The organism is Enteroscipio rubneri (genome assembly GCF_963929405.1).
GTDB classification, from domain to species: Bacteria; Actinomycetota; Coriobacteriia; order Coriobacteriales; family Eggerthellaceae; genus Enteroscipio; species Enteroscipio rubneri.
This window is the reverse complement of sequence record NZ_CAWVIN010000002.1, coordinates 685,894-701,156: the sequence shown is the minus strand read 5'-3', so window position 1 is coordinate 701,156 and position 15,263 is coordinate 685,894. Positions and strand designations below refer to the sequence as shown.

The following is a 15,263-nucleotide window of genomic DNA, read 5'->3' as shown; positions in this document are numbered from 1 at the left end:
GAAGTTCTGCAAGTATTGTCATGAACCGGGGAAACGAGGGGTTGCACAGCGTCGAGCGACCGGTTTTCAGCTACAATCTTCGCATACCGCCGTTTCGAAGGAGCTTCGAGGGAGTATGAGAGCATGATCTGTCCGAACTGCCAATCCGATAACCGGGACAGTGCAAAATTCTGCAATGAGTGCGGGTTTCCGCTCTCTGGCAAGATCGCCGAAGTGGCGGCTGCGACTTCAGTCTCGGCCGCGCGCACAGATGCGCTGGAGCCTGAAAGCGACATCCGGGGCGCGGCGCAGAGCGACTCGGATGCGCCGCCGAAGCCCTCTTCCGCATCGGACGAGGCCGGCGGCGCATCCGAAGCCGAGGCGCGTTCCGCATCGCTCGATGCGCTCGAAGGGGACTTCGAGCCGGTCCCAGACGAAGATTCGCGGCCGTCTGCGAATGTCCGCCCGAACTCGTCGGGTCCTATTGATCCAGCGCAGCTCCCCGCCATCAATGTCGCCGGCATTAACGTCGACGAGAATGGCAACGCCTTCGACTTTTCCGACATCGAGGAGGAGGACGACCGGGAGGCGACCATTGACGAACATGCAGCGGCCTCCCAGGCGACGCGCGCCTTCGAACGGCCCTCCTCGACTGACGCCGCACACTGTTCTGAAGACGAGGAACGGCTTGTGGATTCCGACTACGTGGCGCCTCGGGCTTCATGGCTCTCGGGCGATACGATGGAGATGCCGCGCATCGACGGGGGGGAGGCACCGCAGCAGAAGGAGTATCGTGCCCCTGACCCCCGCAAGAAAAAGAACGGCAAGAAGAACGCGATCGTCATCATCTTGGCCGTACTGCTCGCGCTTGCGGCAGGTGCGGCGGGCATCACGTACTATCTTGAGCTGTGGGGCGGCAAGATGCTGCCCGACGTTGTGGGAAGAACCCAAGCCGACGCGACCTATCTGCTTGAGGAAAAGGGCTTCTCGGTGCGGGCTACGCAGGTGAAGTCCGATGAAACCGAGGGCGTTGTGCTGCTGATGGATCCGAGCGCCGGTGCTCGGCAGGAAGAGGGCACCGAAGTCGTGATTCACGTCTCGGCGGCCCGCTTGGTGCCGTCTGTTGTGGGCATGCAGCGCGACGAAGCCGCCGCGCTGTTCGAGCAGGAAGGATTCGACAACATCGAGTTCGTCACGCAGAAGTCTGACGAGCATGCGGGAACGGTGCTGGCCGTCTCACCCGAGCCTGAGACGAAGGGCAAAGCCGCGACTCCCATCACGATAACCGTCTCTGTTCCTTTCACGGTACCTGATGTCGTCGGTATGAAGTGGGACGAGGCAAAGGCGGCGCTCGAGGCGGAAGGATACGTGGCCGACGCAGCCTACGTCTACGACGACAGCGTGGAGGAAGGGACGGCCGTGGCCGTGGATCCCGGCGCCGGATCCGAGCTAGCTTCCGGTTCGACGGTGACCGTGTCGTTGGCGAAGTCGCGCGGCTCGGAACTCGAAAGCGCTGCGCGGAGCTACCTCGAGGGCGTCGGCACGGTTACTATCGACGGTGTTGCCTACGAGATCGAATCGGTGGACGGCGTCTCCTATGAAGGCAACGAGACCACTGCCTTCGCCATCACCGGACGCGCGGTCACAACGCTCGATGGCGAGACGGTGTACGGATCCTCGAAGCGGAAAACAGGCACGATTGTATGGAATGGCGACAACGAGATCGTCAGCTTAGGCTAGGCGCGCTTCTATGGCCTCCGCGACCTATGACGTGCGCGGCATCGTGTTGCGCAAAACGAAGCTCGGCGAGAGCGATCTCGTTTTGACGCTCATCGTCGAGGACGGCTCGCAGATTCGTGCGGTGGCGAAAGGCGCCCGCAAACCGACAAGCTTCGCGTCGCGCCTAGAGCTCTATTCCGCAGTGGATGCTCTCGTCGCACGAGGGAGAAGCCTCGACATCGTGAAGGAAGCGCGCCTCGTCGAAAGCAACGAACGGCTGCGCCGGGATTTGGAGCATGCGGCAGGAGCCGCCCCCATGGCCGAGCTGCTCGACCGTATCACTCAGCTGGGACTCGAGAACCCGCGTCTGTTCGATCTTTCCCGCACCGCGTTCCGAAGCCTTTGCCGCGTCACCGCTTCCCAAGTGCCTGCCATTACAGCCGCGCATCTACTCAAGACGCTCGCCTTCGCAGGACTGCGGCCCAGCTTGGATGTCTGCGTCGGCTGCGGCAGACCGCTCGAAGCTGATTCCATTGACAGCCTGGTGCCGGTTTCGTTCCGCGAGGGGGGCATCGTGTGCACCGCCTGCAATGCGAGCATCGAGACCGTGCTTGAGCCCATGCCTGCGATCGCCTGGTGCCGCACGCTCCTCGCGTCGACGTTCGCTGAGATCGAGGCTATGGACGCGGGCCCTGCCGCGGGGTTCGCGGCGCTCGGATTCTGCCGGCAATGGATACGCGATCACGTCGGATCCGACTTGAAATCCCTGAACTTCCTGTTCACCTGCGGGTTGTTCTAGGCCGTCTGCGCCGCTCCGCCTTGGCGCCCTCGCGGCGCTGTGGCAGAATACAGCCCGAATGAGAGGAGCGCTATCATGTACACGTACACTCCCCGCGGTGTCTGCTCGCGCGAGATCCACATCGAGCTCGACGGAGATCGCGTCTCCCACGTGGACTTCGTCGGCGGTTGCAACGGCAACCTGAAAGCCGTATCGAAGCTCATCGAGGGCATGAGCGTGGAGGAGGTGGCCGCCGTGCTTGAGGGGAACACCTGCGGACGGCGGTCGACTTCCTGCGCCGATCAGCTCGTTCGCGGCCTGCGCAAAGCTCAGGCCGCAGAATAGGCCCAAAGATTACGCGCCTGGCCGAGGATGTCGTCGAAGCTCCAAGTCCGATTCGTGCGCTCCGGGCTGTTGGGATCGCGGACGATGAGCTTGCCGTTCTCGTCGATCCCAACGAGAACGATGAAGTGACCCGTCGTTGTGAAATCGCCTGGTCCCATGCTGCAGATGACGTAAGATCCGCCGAGAAGGGCTTGACGGACACTCATCTCGTCCGCGGGCAGCTCTTCGGCCGAAAGGCCGATCTGCGCCGCTCCTTCGGTCATGAACGACCAGGTCGTACCTTCAGGCGTGATGCACCCCATGCGCTCCGATATCGCGCCAATGTCGGTTGGGAGCAGGTCATTGCGGCCCGTGAGCCCGATGTAGACCATGGCCATGCAGGTAGGTCCGCACCCTGATTCCGCGAAGCTGTCGTCGCCGTAGCGCGCGTCAGCCCAGGCGACGTCGCGTTGGTACAGCTTGGGAACGTCGCCCGCATGCCAGTCGCTCTTCGGCGTGCTCTGCGGCGCATTCGAGCTTGTGTCGGGCGCGCCGCCGGCATGCGCCGACGCAGATGAAAGGGCGAGCCACGTCGCAGACGCAAACGCGACGACAGCGAGGAGGGCGGCTGCGGTAGCGCCGATGCGCCGCAAGCTTCGGCGCCGCACGAAGCGACGGTACGTTGCGGAGCCTCGGCTGTATCCCGCTGCGGGATCGAAGAGAGCCTGCCTTCCGCGCTGGTGCGCGCCGCCGACCGTTCTGAGGTGCACGGTGCGACGTCGCGCCCCTGCGGCGAACCCGTTCGAATACGTCATGAGCCTCTCCCTTCGCGAATGTATTTTCCAAGCGGCGTCTTCGTATCCAGTATCGCCGCATGCATCGTTGCCGTCCCGGAAGAAGCGGGAACCGATTTCTGAAGGTTCCTCCTGGTCTCTTAAGAATTCCTTAAAGCAACGAGCGCTGCGGGGGCGAGGGCGCTCGACCTGATACCATAAAGGCGACGATAGCGAGAGGAGCGATGGTGGGAGAAAGCAAGCGCATCGCGGTATGCGATGACGAGACGGCAATCGCCGATCTGGTCGGACAGCTGCTTACGGAATCGGGATTCGAGCCGCACGTGTTCTATGCCGGCGCCGATCTGCTGGAGGTGCACGAGCGCGCGCCCTTCGACCTCGTCATCCTCGACATCATGATGCCCGGTCTCGATGGGTTTTCCTGCTGCCGCGAGATTCGCCGGCGAAGCGATGCTCCCATCATCTTCCTCACTGCAAAAGACGAGGAGATCGACAAGGTGGTGGGCTTCGAGCTGGGAGCTGACGACTACGTGGTGAAGCCCTTCAAGCCTCGCGAGCTTATGGCGCGCGTGAAAGCCCGCATTCGCCGCGCGTCCCGGCCGGCGGAGGCTCCCGGCGTGCTCGAAGCGCACGGCATCACCGTAGACGAAGGATCGTTCGAGGCGGCGCTGCATGGCGAGGCGCTCTCGCTCACGCCGAAGGAATTTGCCATCCTCACCTGCCTCGTCCGCCATGCCGGGCGCCCCCTTCCTTCGAAGGATCTCTTCGAAACCGTGTGGAAGGAAGAAGCGAACGCCCAGAGCGCGGGCACCGTCATGGTGCACGTGCGCCACCTCCGCAAGAAGCTCGCCGCCGTCGACTCGTCCCAAGAGTTTATCGAGACCGTGTGGGGCGTGGGCTACCGCATCGGATAGCGTATTCGGAAGGGAACCTCATGACCGCCGATTCCACTCAGAAAAAGCAGCTCGTATCCGCTGTACTCAAGCGGCAGGTGCTCTACATCGCAGGGTTCACGGCCGGTTTCGCTGCGGCACTCTGGGCCTTCCTCACGTTCTTCAAGCCTTTCGTGTCGGATATCCTCTACGCGTTCGTGGGACAGAGTTGGACGCTCTACAGCATGGTCACGGTGCTGTTCTGGCCGCTTGTGGTCATCTGCTACTTCAGCGGGATCTACCTCGTCGTCCGCGCCGGCGTTAACCAGGCGTTCAGATACTTCGATCTGCTGCTCGCCTCGGTCGAGAGCATCCTGGCCAAGCGCGACGAGCCCGTATCGCTTCCGCCCGAACTGGCCGCAACGGCCCTCGCGCTCAACCAGGTGAAGACGGAGCAGGACCGTGCGGAGCGCGCCGCGAAAGCGGCCGAGGAGCGCAAGAACGAGCTCGTCGCCTACCTCGCGCACGACATCAAGACCCCCATCACGTCCATCATCGGATACCTCACCCTGCTCGGAGACTCACCCGACCTTCCCGTGGACGTGCGAGCGCGCTATACGGGCATCGCCTTGGATAAGGCCTACAAACTCGAGGAGCTGCTCGAGGAGTTCTTCGAGATCACTCGCTACAATCTGCAGAGCATCCCCATTGAGCGCTCGCGCTTTGACGGCGCGCTGTTCTGCAACCAGGTGATCGACGAGTTCTATCCGCTCGCGGAGGGCAGGGGGCTGAGCCTGTCGTATGCCGGCCCCGCCGAGCTGGAGGTGTTCGCTGATGCCGGGCGGGTCGCCCGCATACTCAACAACGTAATGAAGAACGCCGTCGCCTATGCAGACGCCGGAACCGAGGTCGCAGTGCACACGGCGCTCGCCACCGGCGCCGACGGCTTTGTCTGGTGGCAGATCACGGTCACCGACCGGGGAAGGGAGCTGTCGCCTGCGCACCTCGAGCGCATCTTCGAGAAATTCTTCCGTGCCGACGAAGCGCGTGCTTCGTCGGCCGGAGGGGCGGGACTGGGCCTGGCCATCGCCCGTGAGATCGCCCGCGCCCACGGAGGCGACATCTACGCGGCGAGCGACGCTGGCCTCACGTCTTTCACCATCTGGATACCGCAGGGGCCGAGCGTGGCCGTCCGCGCGCCTTCGGCGAGCTAACGAGCGCCTCTTCGCATAGGCTCCGCTTCCGGGCGAGGCGAGAGAAAACGAGGTACCTTTGTGGGTAACCTGTGGCGCGCATGCTTGCGCGCTTGCCGGCATCCGGGCCTTCGCCTACAATAGGCGAGCTGCGAAAACGCAGGCGCTTCCCGCTTGGTCCGCATGTCTCACCGCATGCCCACCCAGAGGGGAGTACGAATGGCGCGCAGCCGGTTCGGGCAGCGCGCGAGCATGCGGCGCCAAAGAGGCGACCGCAAACGAAAGGTGGAGAAGCACATGGCAAGCAAACTGAGCATCACCAAGGAGCGCACGGCGGAACTCGTGAAAGAGTTCGGCAAGGGCGAAGGCGACTCCGGCAGTCCGGAGGTGCAGATCGCCATCCTCACGGAGCGCATCCGCAACCTCACCGAGCACCTCAAGGTGCACAAGAAGGACAAGCACACCCAGCGCGGTCTGATGATGCTCATCGGCAAGCGCCGCGGCCTCTTGAAATACGTCAAGAACCGCGATATCGAGGAATACCGCGCACTTATCAAGAAGCTCGGCATCCGCGATAACATCTAGCAACGAGGGCCCGCTTCGGCGGGCCTTTGTATAGCGGTCGGAGGCGCAAGGGCGCTTCTGCTCGCGGAGGCGCGAAACGTGAGTAGCCGCCGCCGAAGAAGCTTGAGCGCACTAGGGCGCCTAAGAGGAAGAGAAAGAACGAACGCATGGAAAAAATCGTCGAATCCTTCGAACTGTACGGCAAAGAGTATCGTCTTGAGACGGGCGAGCTCGCCAAACAGGCGACCGGATCGGTTGTCGTGACGCAAGGCGACACGACCGTCCTTGTGACCGCGGTCATTTCGAAGGAAGAGAAGGACTACGACTTCTTCCCGCTCACCGTCGACTTCATTGAGAAGATGTACGCCGTGGGACGCATACCCGGCGGCTACCTCAAGCGCGAGGCGCGCCCGTCCGACAAGGGCACGCTCACGGCGCGCATGGTCGATCGTCCCATCCGTCCCGGTTTCGTGGACGGTTTCAAGCGCGAAGTCCATATCGTGTGCACGACGCTCGTCGTCGACAGCGTCAACCCGCCCGACACCATCTGCGTCATGGGCGCAAGCGCGGCCCTCATGCTGGGCGCCGCTCCCTTCGACGGTCCCGCCGCCTGCGTGCGCATCGGCCGCGACGTCGAGACGGGCGAGTTCATCGTAAACCCGACGTTCGAGGAGTCGGAACGCTCCGATCTTGAACTTACCATCGCCGGCACGGCCGACTACATCTCCATGGTGGAGGCCGGCGCCGACGAGATCTCCGAAGAGGACATGCTGGCCGCCATGACGTTCGGCCAGGAAGCCATCGCCGCGTTCTGCGAGGCTCAAGCGCGCTTCCTTGATCGCGCGAACATCGAGCCGGTCGAGTGGCCCATCCATGTCGCCGACCCGGCCATCGCCGAGCGCGTCGCGCCGTTCATGGCCGAGATGTCCGCCGCGCTGCACGACGCCGACAAGCTGTCGCGCATGGGCAAGGTGGAGGAGCTCAAGGCCCGCATCAAGGAGGAGCAGTTCTCCGACGAGGAGCGCGCCGTGTGGAAGGGCGACATCGCCGCCGAGCTCAAGAAGCTCGAGAAGAAAGCCATGCGCGCCATGGTGATCGAGACGGGCGAGCGCGCCGACGGCCGCCGTCCCGAAGACATCCGCCCGCTCTACATCGTGCCGGGCTACCTGCCCCGCGTGCACGGCTCGGGCCTGTTCCAGCGCGGCCAGACGCAAGCGCTCTCCGTCTGCACGCTCGGCATGCTCAACGAGTGGCAGCGCCTCGACACCATCGACCCCGCCGAGGGCAAGCGCTACATGCACCAGTACAACTTCCCGCCGTATTGCACGGGCGAGACCGGGCGCATGGGCGCCCCGAAGCGCCGTGAGATCGGCCACGGCGCGCTGGCTGAGCGCGCCCTCATCCCGGTGCTGCCGAGCGAGGACGAGTTCCCCTACGCCATCCGCGTGGTGTCCGAGGTCCTCGAGTCGAACGGCTCGTCGTCCATGGCCTCCACCTGCGGCTCCACGCTCGCCCTCATGGACGCCGGCGTGCCCATCAAGGCGCCTGTGTCGGGCATCGCCATGGGCCTCATCAAGGAGGGCGACGACGTGGTCATCCTCTCCGACATCCAGGGCATCGAGGACTTCCTCGGCGACATGGACTTCAAGGTGTGCGGCACGGAGAAGGGCATCACCGCCCTGCAGATGGACAACAAGGCCCGCGGTCTGTCCGTCGACATCCTCGCCCGTGCGCTCAAGCAGGCGAGCGAGGGCCGGGCTTTCATCCTGAACGCGATGCTCGAGAAGATTGCCGAACCGCGCGAGGAGCTTTCGCAGTTCGCACCCCGCATCGAGACCATCCATATCCCCGTGGACAAGATCCGCGACGTCATCGGCAGCGGCGGCAAGGTGGTGCGCGGCATCCAGGAGGAGACGGGCGCCAGCATCGATATTCAAGAAGACGGCACCATCCACATCGCGGCTATCGAGGGCCTGGCCGGCGATGCGGCGAAAGCCATGATTCTCGGCATCGTGAAAGAGCCCGAGGTGGGAGAGGAATTCGACGGCGAAGTCGTAGGCATCAAGGACTTCGGCGCGTTCGTCAAGCTCACGCCGGGCAAGGACGGTCTGCTTCATATCTCGCGCGTGGCCAACGGCCGCGTGGGCAAGGTTGAGGACGTCCTTAGCCTTGGCGATATCGTGAAGGTGAAAGTGCTCGAGGTCGATCCGAACTCGGGTAAGATATCGCTCGACCGCCTTGACAAACCGGATGCTCCGGCCGCGCTGCCGACCGCCGGCCATGGCCGTCATGGCTCCGAGCACCCGACGAGCGACCGCGACAACCGACCAGGCCGCAGTGGCCGCTCTGAGCGCGGCGGCAACGGACGCACGCCGCGCAGGCGCCACGAAGGCTAGCACGTAGCAGCAGGGCCGCGTTCGCGCGGCCCTTTTCATGGGCGGTGGTAACGAGGGGCGCCGCCTCCACTTCCTAGAGCGGCGAGTGCCGATCACGTAACAGCCAATGCTCGCTTCGGCTGCAGCGTGTTAAGATTATCGGCACGCTACACGAAAGGCAGGGAGCATCATGATCAGAGTTGCAGTGGCGGGGTGCGCAGGGCGCATGGGCACGGCGGTTGTCGAAGCGGTTGGCACCGCGGACGATATGGAACTCGTCTGCGGCATCGATCCGCACGCCAGCGGACAAGGTGAAGCGTATCCCGTGTTCGCAACGATTGCCGAGGCCCTCGAGAACGCGGACTTCGATGTCGTAGTCGACTTCACGCAGCCTTCCGTCGTGGCCGACAACCTGCGCGCGGCGCTGCCAGCAGGAGTCGACTGCGTCGTGGGCACAACCGGACTCTCAAACGAGACGCTCGAAGAGCTCGCCGCGCTTGCGTCCGAGGAAACCTGCCTCTTCTACGCACCGAACTTCACCACGGGCGCCGTACTCATGATGGAGTTCGCGAAGGCTGCAGCACCATATTTTCCCGAGGCGGAAGTCATGGAGTTCCATCATTGCAACAAGAAAGACGCTCCTTCTGGCACAGCCGTGCGCACGGCTCAGATCATCGCCGAGGCGCGCGAGGGTCGCGCAAGCGAGGCGCCGGGCAAAGAGACCGAAATCGAAGGGTGCGAGGGAGCACGCGGCGCCCTCGTCGACGGCGTGCCGGTGCATTCGGTGCGTTCGATGGGCTACGTAGCCAGCCAGGAGGTGGTATTTGGCTCGTTCGGGCAGACGCTCTCCATCCGCCACGACAGCTGGGACCGCGGCTCCTACATGCCGGGCGTGCTCCTGGGCATTCGCAGTGTGGGCTCGCGATCGGGCCTGATTGTAGGTTTGGAGAACTTCATGGCGCGTTAGGACGCGTCATGGCATAATATCCGTACGAGTACGATTGTTCGATGGGTGCGGCGCGGCGCTGCACCGGTGGAAGGCAAGGTGGACGCATGTCGCAAGAGCCCCGTTTCGGCCGTATGATTCCGGCCATGGTCACGCCGTTTGACGAAAACCGGGAGCTCGATCTCGACAAAGCTCAAGCGCTCGCCGTGCGCCTCGTCGACGGCGGCAGCGACTCGCTCATCATTAACGGCACGACAGGCGAGAGTCCGACTGTGTTCTACCCGCAGAAGATAAAGCTGTTCAGCGCCGTGGTGGAAGCCGTTGGCGACCGCGTGCCCGTCATCGCGAACGTCGGTGACAACTGCACAGCCGACACGGTGGACTTCGCCCGCGACGTGGCCAAGCTCGGCGTCGACGGCTTCATGTGCGTGGTGCCCTACTACAACAAGCCTCCGCAGGAGGGCATGTACCGGCATTTCCGCACCATCGCCGACGCGGTGGAGCTGCCCATCATCCTGTACAACATCCCGGGCCGCTGCGTGGTGAACATGGAAGCCGAGACCACGCTGCGCCTGGCGCGCGATTGCGCTAACATCGTGGCCGTGAAGGAGGCGTCCGGCAAGATGGACCAGGTCAGGACCATCGTAAACGGCGCACCTGAAGGTTTCGCCGTGTACTCCGGCGACGACTCGGCCACGTTCGACATCATGAAGCTGGGAGGCGCCGGAGTCGTCTCCACCATCGGCAACGTAGCGCCCGCGCGTATGAAGGAGATTGTGGATTTGTGCGCCGCAGGCGACTGGGAGGCCGCAGCCGCGGCCAACGAGCGCTTGATGCCGCTTATGACAGGGCTGTTCGAGACCTCGAACCCCATCCTCGTCAAAGAGGCATTGAAGCTGCTGGGCTTCCCTGTGGGAGGCGTGCGCCTGCCACTGGTAGACGCTACGCCGGCGCAGTCCGAGCGTCTCGCGCAGACCATGCGCGACGTGGGAGTGCTTTAAAACACCGCCGCATCGCGGAAGCGCAGCATCAAAACGGAAGGAAGCGTCGCGCAGGCGACGCATAGACATATAACCGCGCGGAGCGGATCCCCGGATGAAACGCGCCGAAGCGCAATCGACGGGCCGAGGGCAAGCCGGATCGCCGGCTCCCCGTGCATAGGCAGCCGTTCCCGCCCGAACGAAGGAACGATATGGAAGAAAGAACCCCGCGATCTCAGCGCGGAACTGACCGTACGCGCAAAAGCGCCCCGAAAAACGACCGTTCTAGCCAAGCGTCCGAGGGAACGCGCTCGTACAAGCATGTGAAGCTCGAGCATAAGCGCCCCCAGCTCTCGAAGGCGGGACAGAGCGGTCAGCAGCGCCAAGGCGGTCAGCAGAACGCTCGGCGCAGCTTCGCCTCCCCTCAGAAGGATCCGAACGCAACACTCAAGATCATACCGCTCGGCGGCCTCGACGCCATCGGCAAGAACATGACGGCTTTCGAATGCAAAGGCGATATGATCCTCGACGATGCAGGACTCATGTTTCCCGATGACAACCATCCTGGCGTCGATCTCATCCTGCCCGATTATACGTATGTGCTTGAGAACGCTGAAAAACTGCGCGGCATCATCATCACACATGGTCACGAGGACCATACCGGCTCGCTGCCCTATCTCATGAAGGATCTCGACCGGCAGATACCTATCTACGGCACGAAGATGACGCTCGGGCTTATCGAGGGCAAGTTTGCCGAGCACAAGATCAAGAACGCAAAGCTCGTCGAAATCAAACCCGGAGACCAGGTGAAGCTCGGCTGCTTCACCGCAGAGTTCTTCGCCGTGAACCACTCCATTCCCGGAGCGGTGGGCGTGTTCTTCCAAAGCCCTGCCGGCAACGTTTTGCATACGGGCGACTTCAAGCTCGACCAGACGCCGATAGACGGGGTGACGACCGATTTCGGGGCGCTGTCGAAGTTCAGCGGCATCGGCGTGGATCTCATGATGAGCGACTCCACGAACGCGCAGAACCCCAATTTCACGCCGTCGGAGGCCGAGGTGGGCAAGGAGCTGGCGAAGATCATCGCGCAGGCGAAGGGGCGCGTCATCATCGCGTCGTTCGCAAGCCACATCCACCGCATGCAACAAATCTGCGACGCGGCGGTGGCCAACGGCCGCAAGGTAGTGGTCACGGGCCGCTCGATGATCCAGAACACCGATATCGCGCGGCGCTTGGGCTACCTGAGCATCAGCGACGCCGACCTCATCGACGCCTACGATCTCAAAGGCATACCAGCAGATCAAGTAGTCATTATGTGCACGGGCAGCCAGGGCGAGCCGCTGTCGGCGCTCGCACGCATCGCCAACGGCGAGCATCGCACCATCCAGATGGACGAGGGAGACACGGTCATCGTGTCGGCCACGCCGGTTCCCGGCAACGAGAAGGCGGTCACCCGCGTCATCAACGGTCTGGCCAAGATCGGCGCCGACGTGTACGACAAGAGCCGTGCGCGCGTGCACGTATCGGGGCATGCCGGCGCTGAGGAGCTGAAGCTCGTGCTGTCCATCGTGCAGCCGAAGGCCTTCATGCCAGTACACGGCGAGGCCACGCACCTGCGCGCCCACGCGAAGCTTGCTGAAGCGACCGGCGTTCCGCATGAGAACGTGTTCATCTGCGAGAACGGCGAGAGCCTGGAGCTTTCCGCGCGGGGCGTGCGCCGCGGCGCCGTCGTGCAGAGCGGCATCGTGTTTGTGGACGGCCTCTCGGTAGGGGACACCTCGCAGGGCGTGCTCGATGAGCGCAGCGCCCTCGCAGCCCAGGGTTTCGCATCCGTAGCAGCCGCCATCTCGGGAAAGCGCAAGAGCCTTGCAGGAGCCGTGCAGCTCGAGATGCACGGCATCACGGGCGGAGACGACGAGTTCCTCGTGCATGAAGCACAGACTTCGGTAAAGAGCGCGCTTGAGAGATCGCTTGGCAAAGGCGGCGGTTCGAAGGAGCTCAAGAAGGCCGCCCGCGACGCGCTGCTGTCGCTGCTCTGGGAGCGCACGAAGACACGTCCGATGGTCATCGTGAACTTGCTCGAAGTTTAGGCTATAATGGCCGAAACGCACCCTGGAGGAGCCTGTTCGGCGTCGTGGCGCATGGCTTCTCGAAACGCAGATCAAACGCAGCAAAAGGAGTAGGGCGTGGCCCGTCAATCAGCATCCGCTACCAAATCGAAGGCGAAAGCGCGCCCCTCGTCGCCCGCCAAGCAGAAGGGCCGCGCGGCGTCGCCTTCCGAGAAGGCGACGAAGAACGGAAAAGGCGCGCGCCCGGAAGTCGAGGATCGGCGTCTGCTCGATGAGCGGACCCGGCGTGACATCGCGGGCGTCGCCTTCGCTGTATTGGCGGTTGTGCTGTTCGTGGCGGCCGTGCTGCCTGCGAATGCGCTCGTCACGTCGTTCGTCTCGACCGCCCTGCACCTCACGCTCGGACTGGGCGCTTATCTGTTGCCGTTCCTGCTCCTCATCGTCGGCGCGAGCTTCCTCGCACGCTTTGAGCGGGAACGTGTTCCTTTGCGTGTGGCCGTGGGTCTCGTCTTGATCTTTGTCGCTGTGCTCGCGCTGCTGGCGCTGTTCACCCCCGAGGGCGGTTCCGATCCGGCCGCGCTCCTGTTCGAACCCGATCAGCTGTCCGCGCGGGGCGGCTACGTGGGAGCGGGCATCGCCTGGGCGGGCCTGATGCTGTTCGGCCAGGTCATCTCATGCATCATTTTGTTCGGTGTGATTGCAGTTGGACTTCTTGTCATCGGTTTCTCGCTTTCGGGCCTTGTTGAGCGCGTGCAGGACGCGCGCCGGGCTCGGGCCGAAGACGGCGACAGCGTCCTCCCGGCGCCCCCATTCGCCCGCGTAAGCCGCTCGGGCGCTGCGAAACCCCCTATCATTCCCATCATGGGAGAAGCGCAGGAAGCGGCAGCGACAAGCGCGCTGCCACGCGGCCTCAACGCAGGCGACTCCTCGGGTCGCCGCTCCAAGCCGCGGCGCGCATCCCAACCGCTGGCGACGCAGGAGCTGCCCGGCCGTGCAGCCCGAAGCGAGGAAACGGAAGCTGAACCCGCACAGATGCTTACGCGCAAGCTCGGAAGCAAACGGGGCGAATCCTCGAGCAAGCCGGAGAAGACTGCGGCCGCCCCGTCGAACTCCACGCCGCTCGCAGCGCCGCGACCTGCCGACGGGTTCGAGCTACCTCCCCTGGATCTGCTAGCTACCTCCAAGAACACCAAGAAGGATCAGGCTTCCGACGCCGAGCTGAAAGAAACGGCGGCCTGCTTGCAAGAGACGCTCGAAGATTTCAGCATCATGGCCGAGGTCGTGGGCTGGGTTGCCGGGCCGACGGTCACTCTGTTCAAGGTGGATCTGCCTGCAGGCGTGCGCGTTAGCCGCATCACGGCCCTCGAGGACGACATCGCGCTCGCGCTCGCTGCTCCCGGAGTGCGCATCTTTGCGCCGATCCCCGGTACGAACTATGTCGGCATCGAAGTGCCCAACCGAACGCGGCAAAACGTGCTTTTGGGCGACGTGCTCAAAGATGCAGGCGCCGGCCCGCTGCAAATCGCCATCGGAAAAGACGTCGAAGGACGCTCTATCGTATCCGATTTGGCAAAGATGCCGCACCTCCTCATCGGCGGTACCACCGGATCCGGCAAATCGGTGTCCATCAATGCCATGATCATGTCTATCCTCATGCGCGCCACCCCCGCCGAGGTGCGCTTCATCATGGTTGACCCCAAGCGCGTCGAGTTCACGCCCTACAACGGCATCCCGCATCTCTATGTGCCGGTGGTCACCGAACCTCGCGAGGCCGCGAGCGCGCTATCGTGGGGAGTGGCGGAAATGGAGCGGCGCCTTAAGGTGTTCAGCAAGGCGGGCGCACGCAATATCGGGCAGTACAACGCAAAGGTCCAGGCAGAAATCGCCGCACAGGAGAAGGCGCGCGAAGCCGACGAAGAGCCTCCCGCGGGCGAGCTGGGCGCGGAACTGCCTTACATCGTTATCATCATCGACGAGCTTGCCGACCTCATGATGAACGTCGGCAAGGAGGTGGAGTTTTCCATCAGCCGCATCGCGCAGCTGGCGCGCGCGGCTGGCATCCATCTCATCGTGGCCACGCAGCGCCCCTCCACGAATGTGGTGACGGGTCTCATCAAGGCGAACATCACGAACCGCATCGCGTTCAACGTGGCCAGCGGAATCGACAGCCGCGTGGTTCTCGATACACCGGGTGCAGAAAACCTCATCGGGCTGGGCGACCTTTTGCTGTCGAAGCCCGAATACGCCAAACCTCAACGCATCCAGGGCTGCTACGTATCCGAAGACGAGATCAATGCGGTCGTCGGCATGCTCAAGGAGCAGGGCGAACCCGAGTACCACTCGGAGATTCTTGCGACGAACCTCATCACGCTCGGAGCGTCCCAGCCTGACGGCAGCGGCGGGTCCGGCTCTTCGGACGACCCGCTTATTTGGGAGGCAGCCGAGATCGTCGTCTCGAGCGGCTTGGGTTCAACATCGAACATCCAGCGACGCCTCAAAGTGGGCTATTCGCGCGCAGGGCGTATAATGGACATGTTGGAGGAGAAGGGCGTTGTGGGCCCGCCGAACGGCAGCAAGCCCCGCGACGTGCTCGTGGACGCCATGGAACTCGAGACGCTGAAGGCCTTCGAGGCCAACGATGGTTCGGGACCGGACAAGTGACGAGGTGGC

The 15,263-nt window shown here is 63.6% G+C and carries 12 protein-coding genes; 11 read left to right on the top strand and 1 reads right to left on the bottom strand.

The features are described from left to right. Window positions 1-123 precede the first annotated feature (123 nt). From ABGT83_RS06490 to ABGT83_RS06480, 3 genes are all read left to right on the top strand, one after another. Window positions 124-1,719, top strand: coding sequence for a PASTA domain-containing protein (locus ABGT83_RS06490; protein ID WP_346686536.1), 1,596 nt, complete (start codon window positions 124-126; stop codon window positions 1,717-1,719). Window positions 1,720-1,729: 10 nt separating this feature from the next. After that, entirely contained in the window at window positions 1,730-2,497 is a 768-nt protein-coding gene (recO, locus tag ABGT83_RS06485; RefSeq protein WP_103264615.1) for a DNA repair protein RecO, read from the top strand. Between the two features lie 75 nt (window positions 2,498-2,572). Further along, on the top strand, window positions 2,573-2,821 hold the full coding sequence (locus ABGT83_RS06480; protein ID WP_346686533.1) for a TIGR03905 family TSCPD domain-containing protein: 249 nt from the start codon (window positions 2,573-2,575) through the stop codon (window positions 2,819-2,821). Here the strand turns inward: ABGT83_RS06480 and ABGT83_RS06475 are convergent. Continuing rightward, on the bottom strand, window positions 2,806-3,615 hold the full coding sequence (locus ABGT83_RS06475; protein ID WP_346686531.1) for a C39 family peptidase: 810 nt from the start codon (window positions 3,613-3,615) through the stop codon (window positions 2,806-2,808). The two genes, ABGT83_RS06480 and ABGT83_RS06475, sit on opposite strands and share 16 nt — an antisense overlap. 203 nt (window positions 3,616-3,818) lie before the next feature. Here ABGT83_RS06475 and ABGT83_RS06470 point away from each other — a divergent pair, with 203 nt between their 5' ends. The 8 genes from ABGT83_RS06470 (at window position 3,819) to ABGT83_RS06435 (ending at window position 15,254) form a co-directional block, all read left to right on the top strand. Further along, complete coding sequence (locus ABGT83_RS06470) at window positions 3,819-4,508, top strand: response regulator transcription factor (protein ID WP_346686529.1); 690 nt, start codon at window positions 3,819-3,821, stop codon at window positions 4,506-4,508. A 20-nt stretch (window positions 4,509-4,528) separates the two neighbouring features. Next, the gene (locus tag ABGT83_RS06465) at window positions 4,529-5,680 is read left to right on the top strand and encodes a sensor histidine kinase (protein ID WP_103264618.1); all 1,152 of its coding nucleotides are present in this window, start codon (window positions 4,529-4,531) and stop codon (window positions 5,678-5,680) included. Between the two features lie 276 nt (window positions 5,681-5,956). Continuing rightward, window positions 5,957-6,244 carry a 30S ribosomal protein S15 gene (gene rpsO, locus ABGT83_RS06460; protein WP_103264673.1) on the top strand — a complete coding sequence of 96 codons (288 nt, stop codon included), beginning with the start codon at window positions 5,957-5,959 and terminating at the stop codon, window positions 6,242-6,244. Between the two features lie 146 nt (window positions 6,245-6,390). After that, window positions 6,391-8,619 carry a polyribonucleotide nucleotidyltransferase gene (gene pnp, locus ABGT83_RS06455; protein WP_103264619.1) on the top strand — a complete coding sequence of 743 codons (2,229 nt, stop codon included), beginning with the start codon at window positions 6,391-6,393 and terminating at the stop codon, window positions 8,617-8,619. Window positions 8,620-8,788: 169 nt separating this feature from the next. After that, complete coding sequence (gene dapB, locus ABGT83_RS06450) at window positions 8,789-9,565, top strand: 4-hydroxy-tetrahydrodipicolinate reductase (protein ID WP_103264620.1); 777 nt, start codon at window positions 8,789-8,791, stop codon at window positions 9,563-9,565. Between the two features lie 86 nt (window positions 9,566-9,651). Next, a complete protein-coding gene (gene dapA, locus ABGT83_RS06445) occupies window positions 9,652-10,545 on the top strand; it encodes a 4-hydroxy-tetrahydrodipicolinate synthase (RefSeq protein WP_346686527.1) in 894 nt (297 codons plus the stop codon). A 191-nt stretch (window positions 10,546-10,736) separates the two neighbouring features. Then, window positions 10,737-12,614, top strand: a complete 1,878-nt coding sequence (locus ABGT83_RS06440; protein WP_346686525.1) for a ribonuclease J — start codon at window positions 10,737-10,739, stop codon at window positions 12,612-12,614. A gap of 96 nt (window positions 12,615-12,710) precedes the next feature. Further along, complete coding sequence (locus tag ABGT83_RS06435; protein WP_346686523.1) at window positions 12,711-15,254, top strand: FtsK/SpoIIIE family DNA translocase; 2,544 nt, start codon at window positions 12,711-12,713, stop codon at window positions 15,252-15,254. Window positions 15,255-15,263 lie beyond the last annotated feature (9 nt).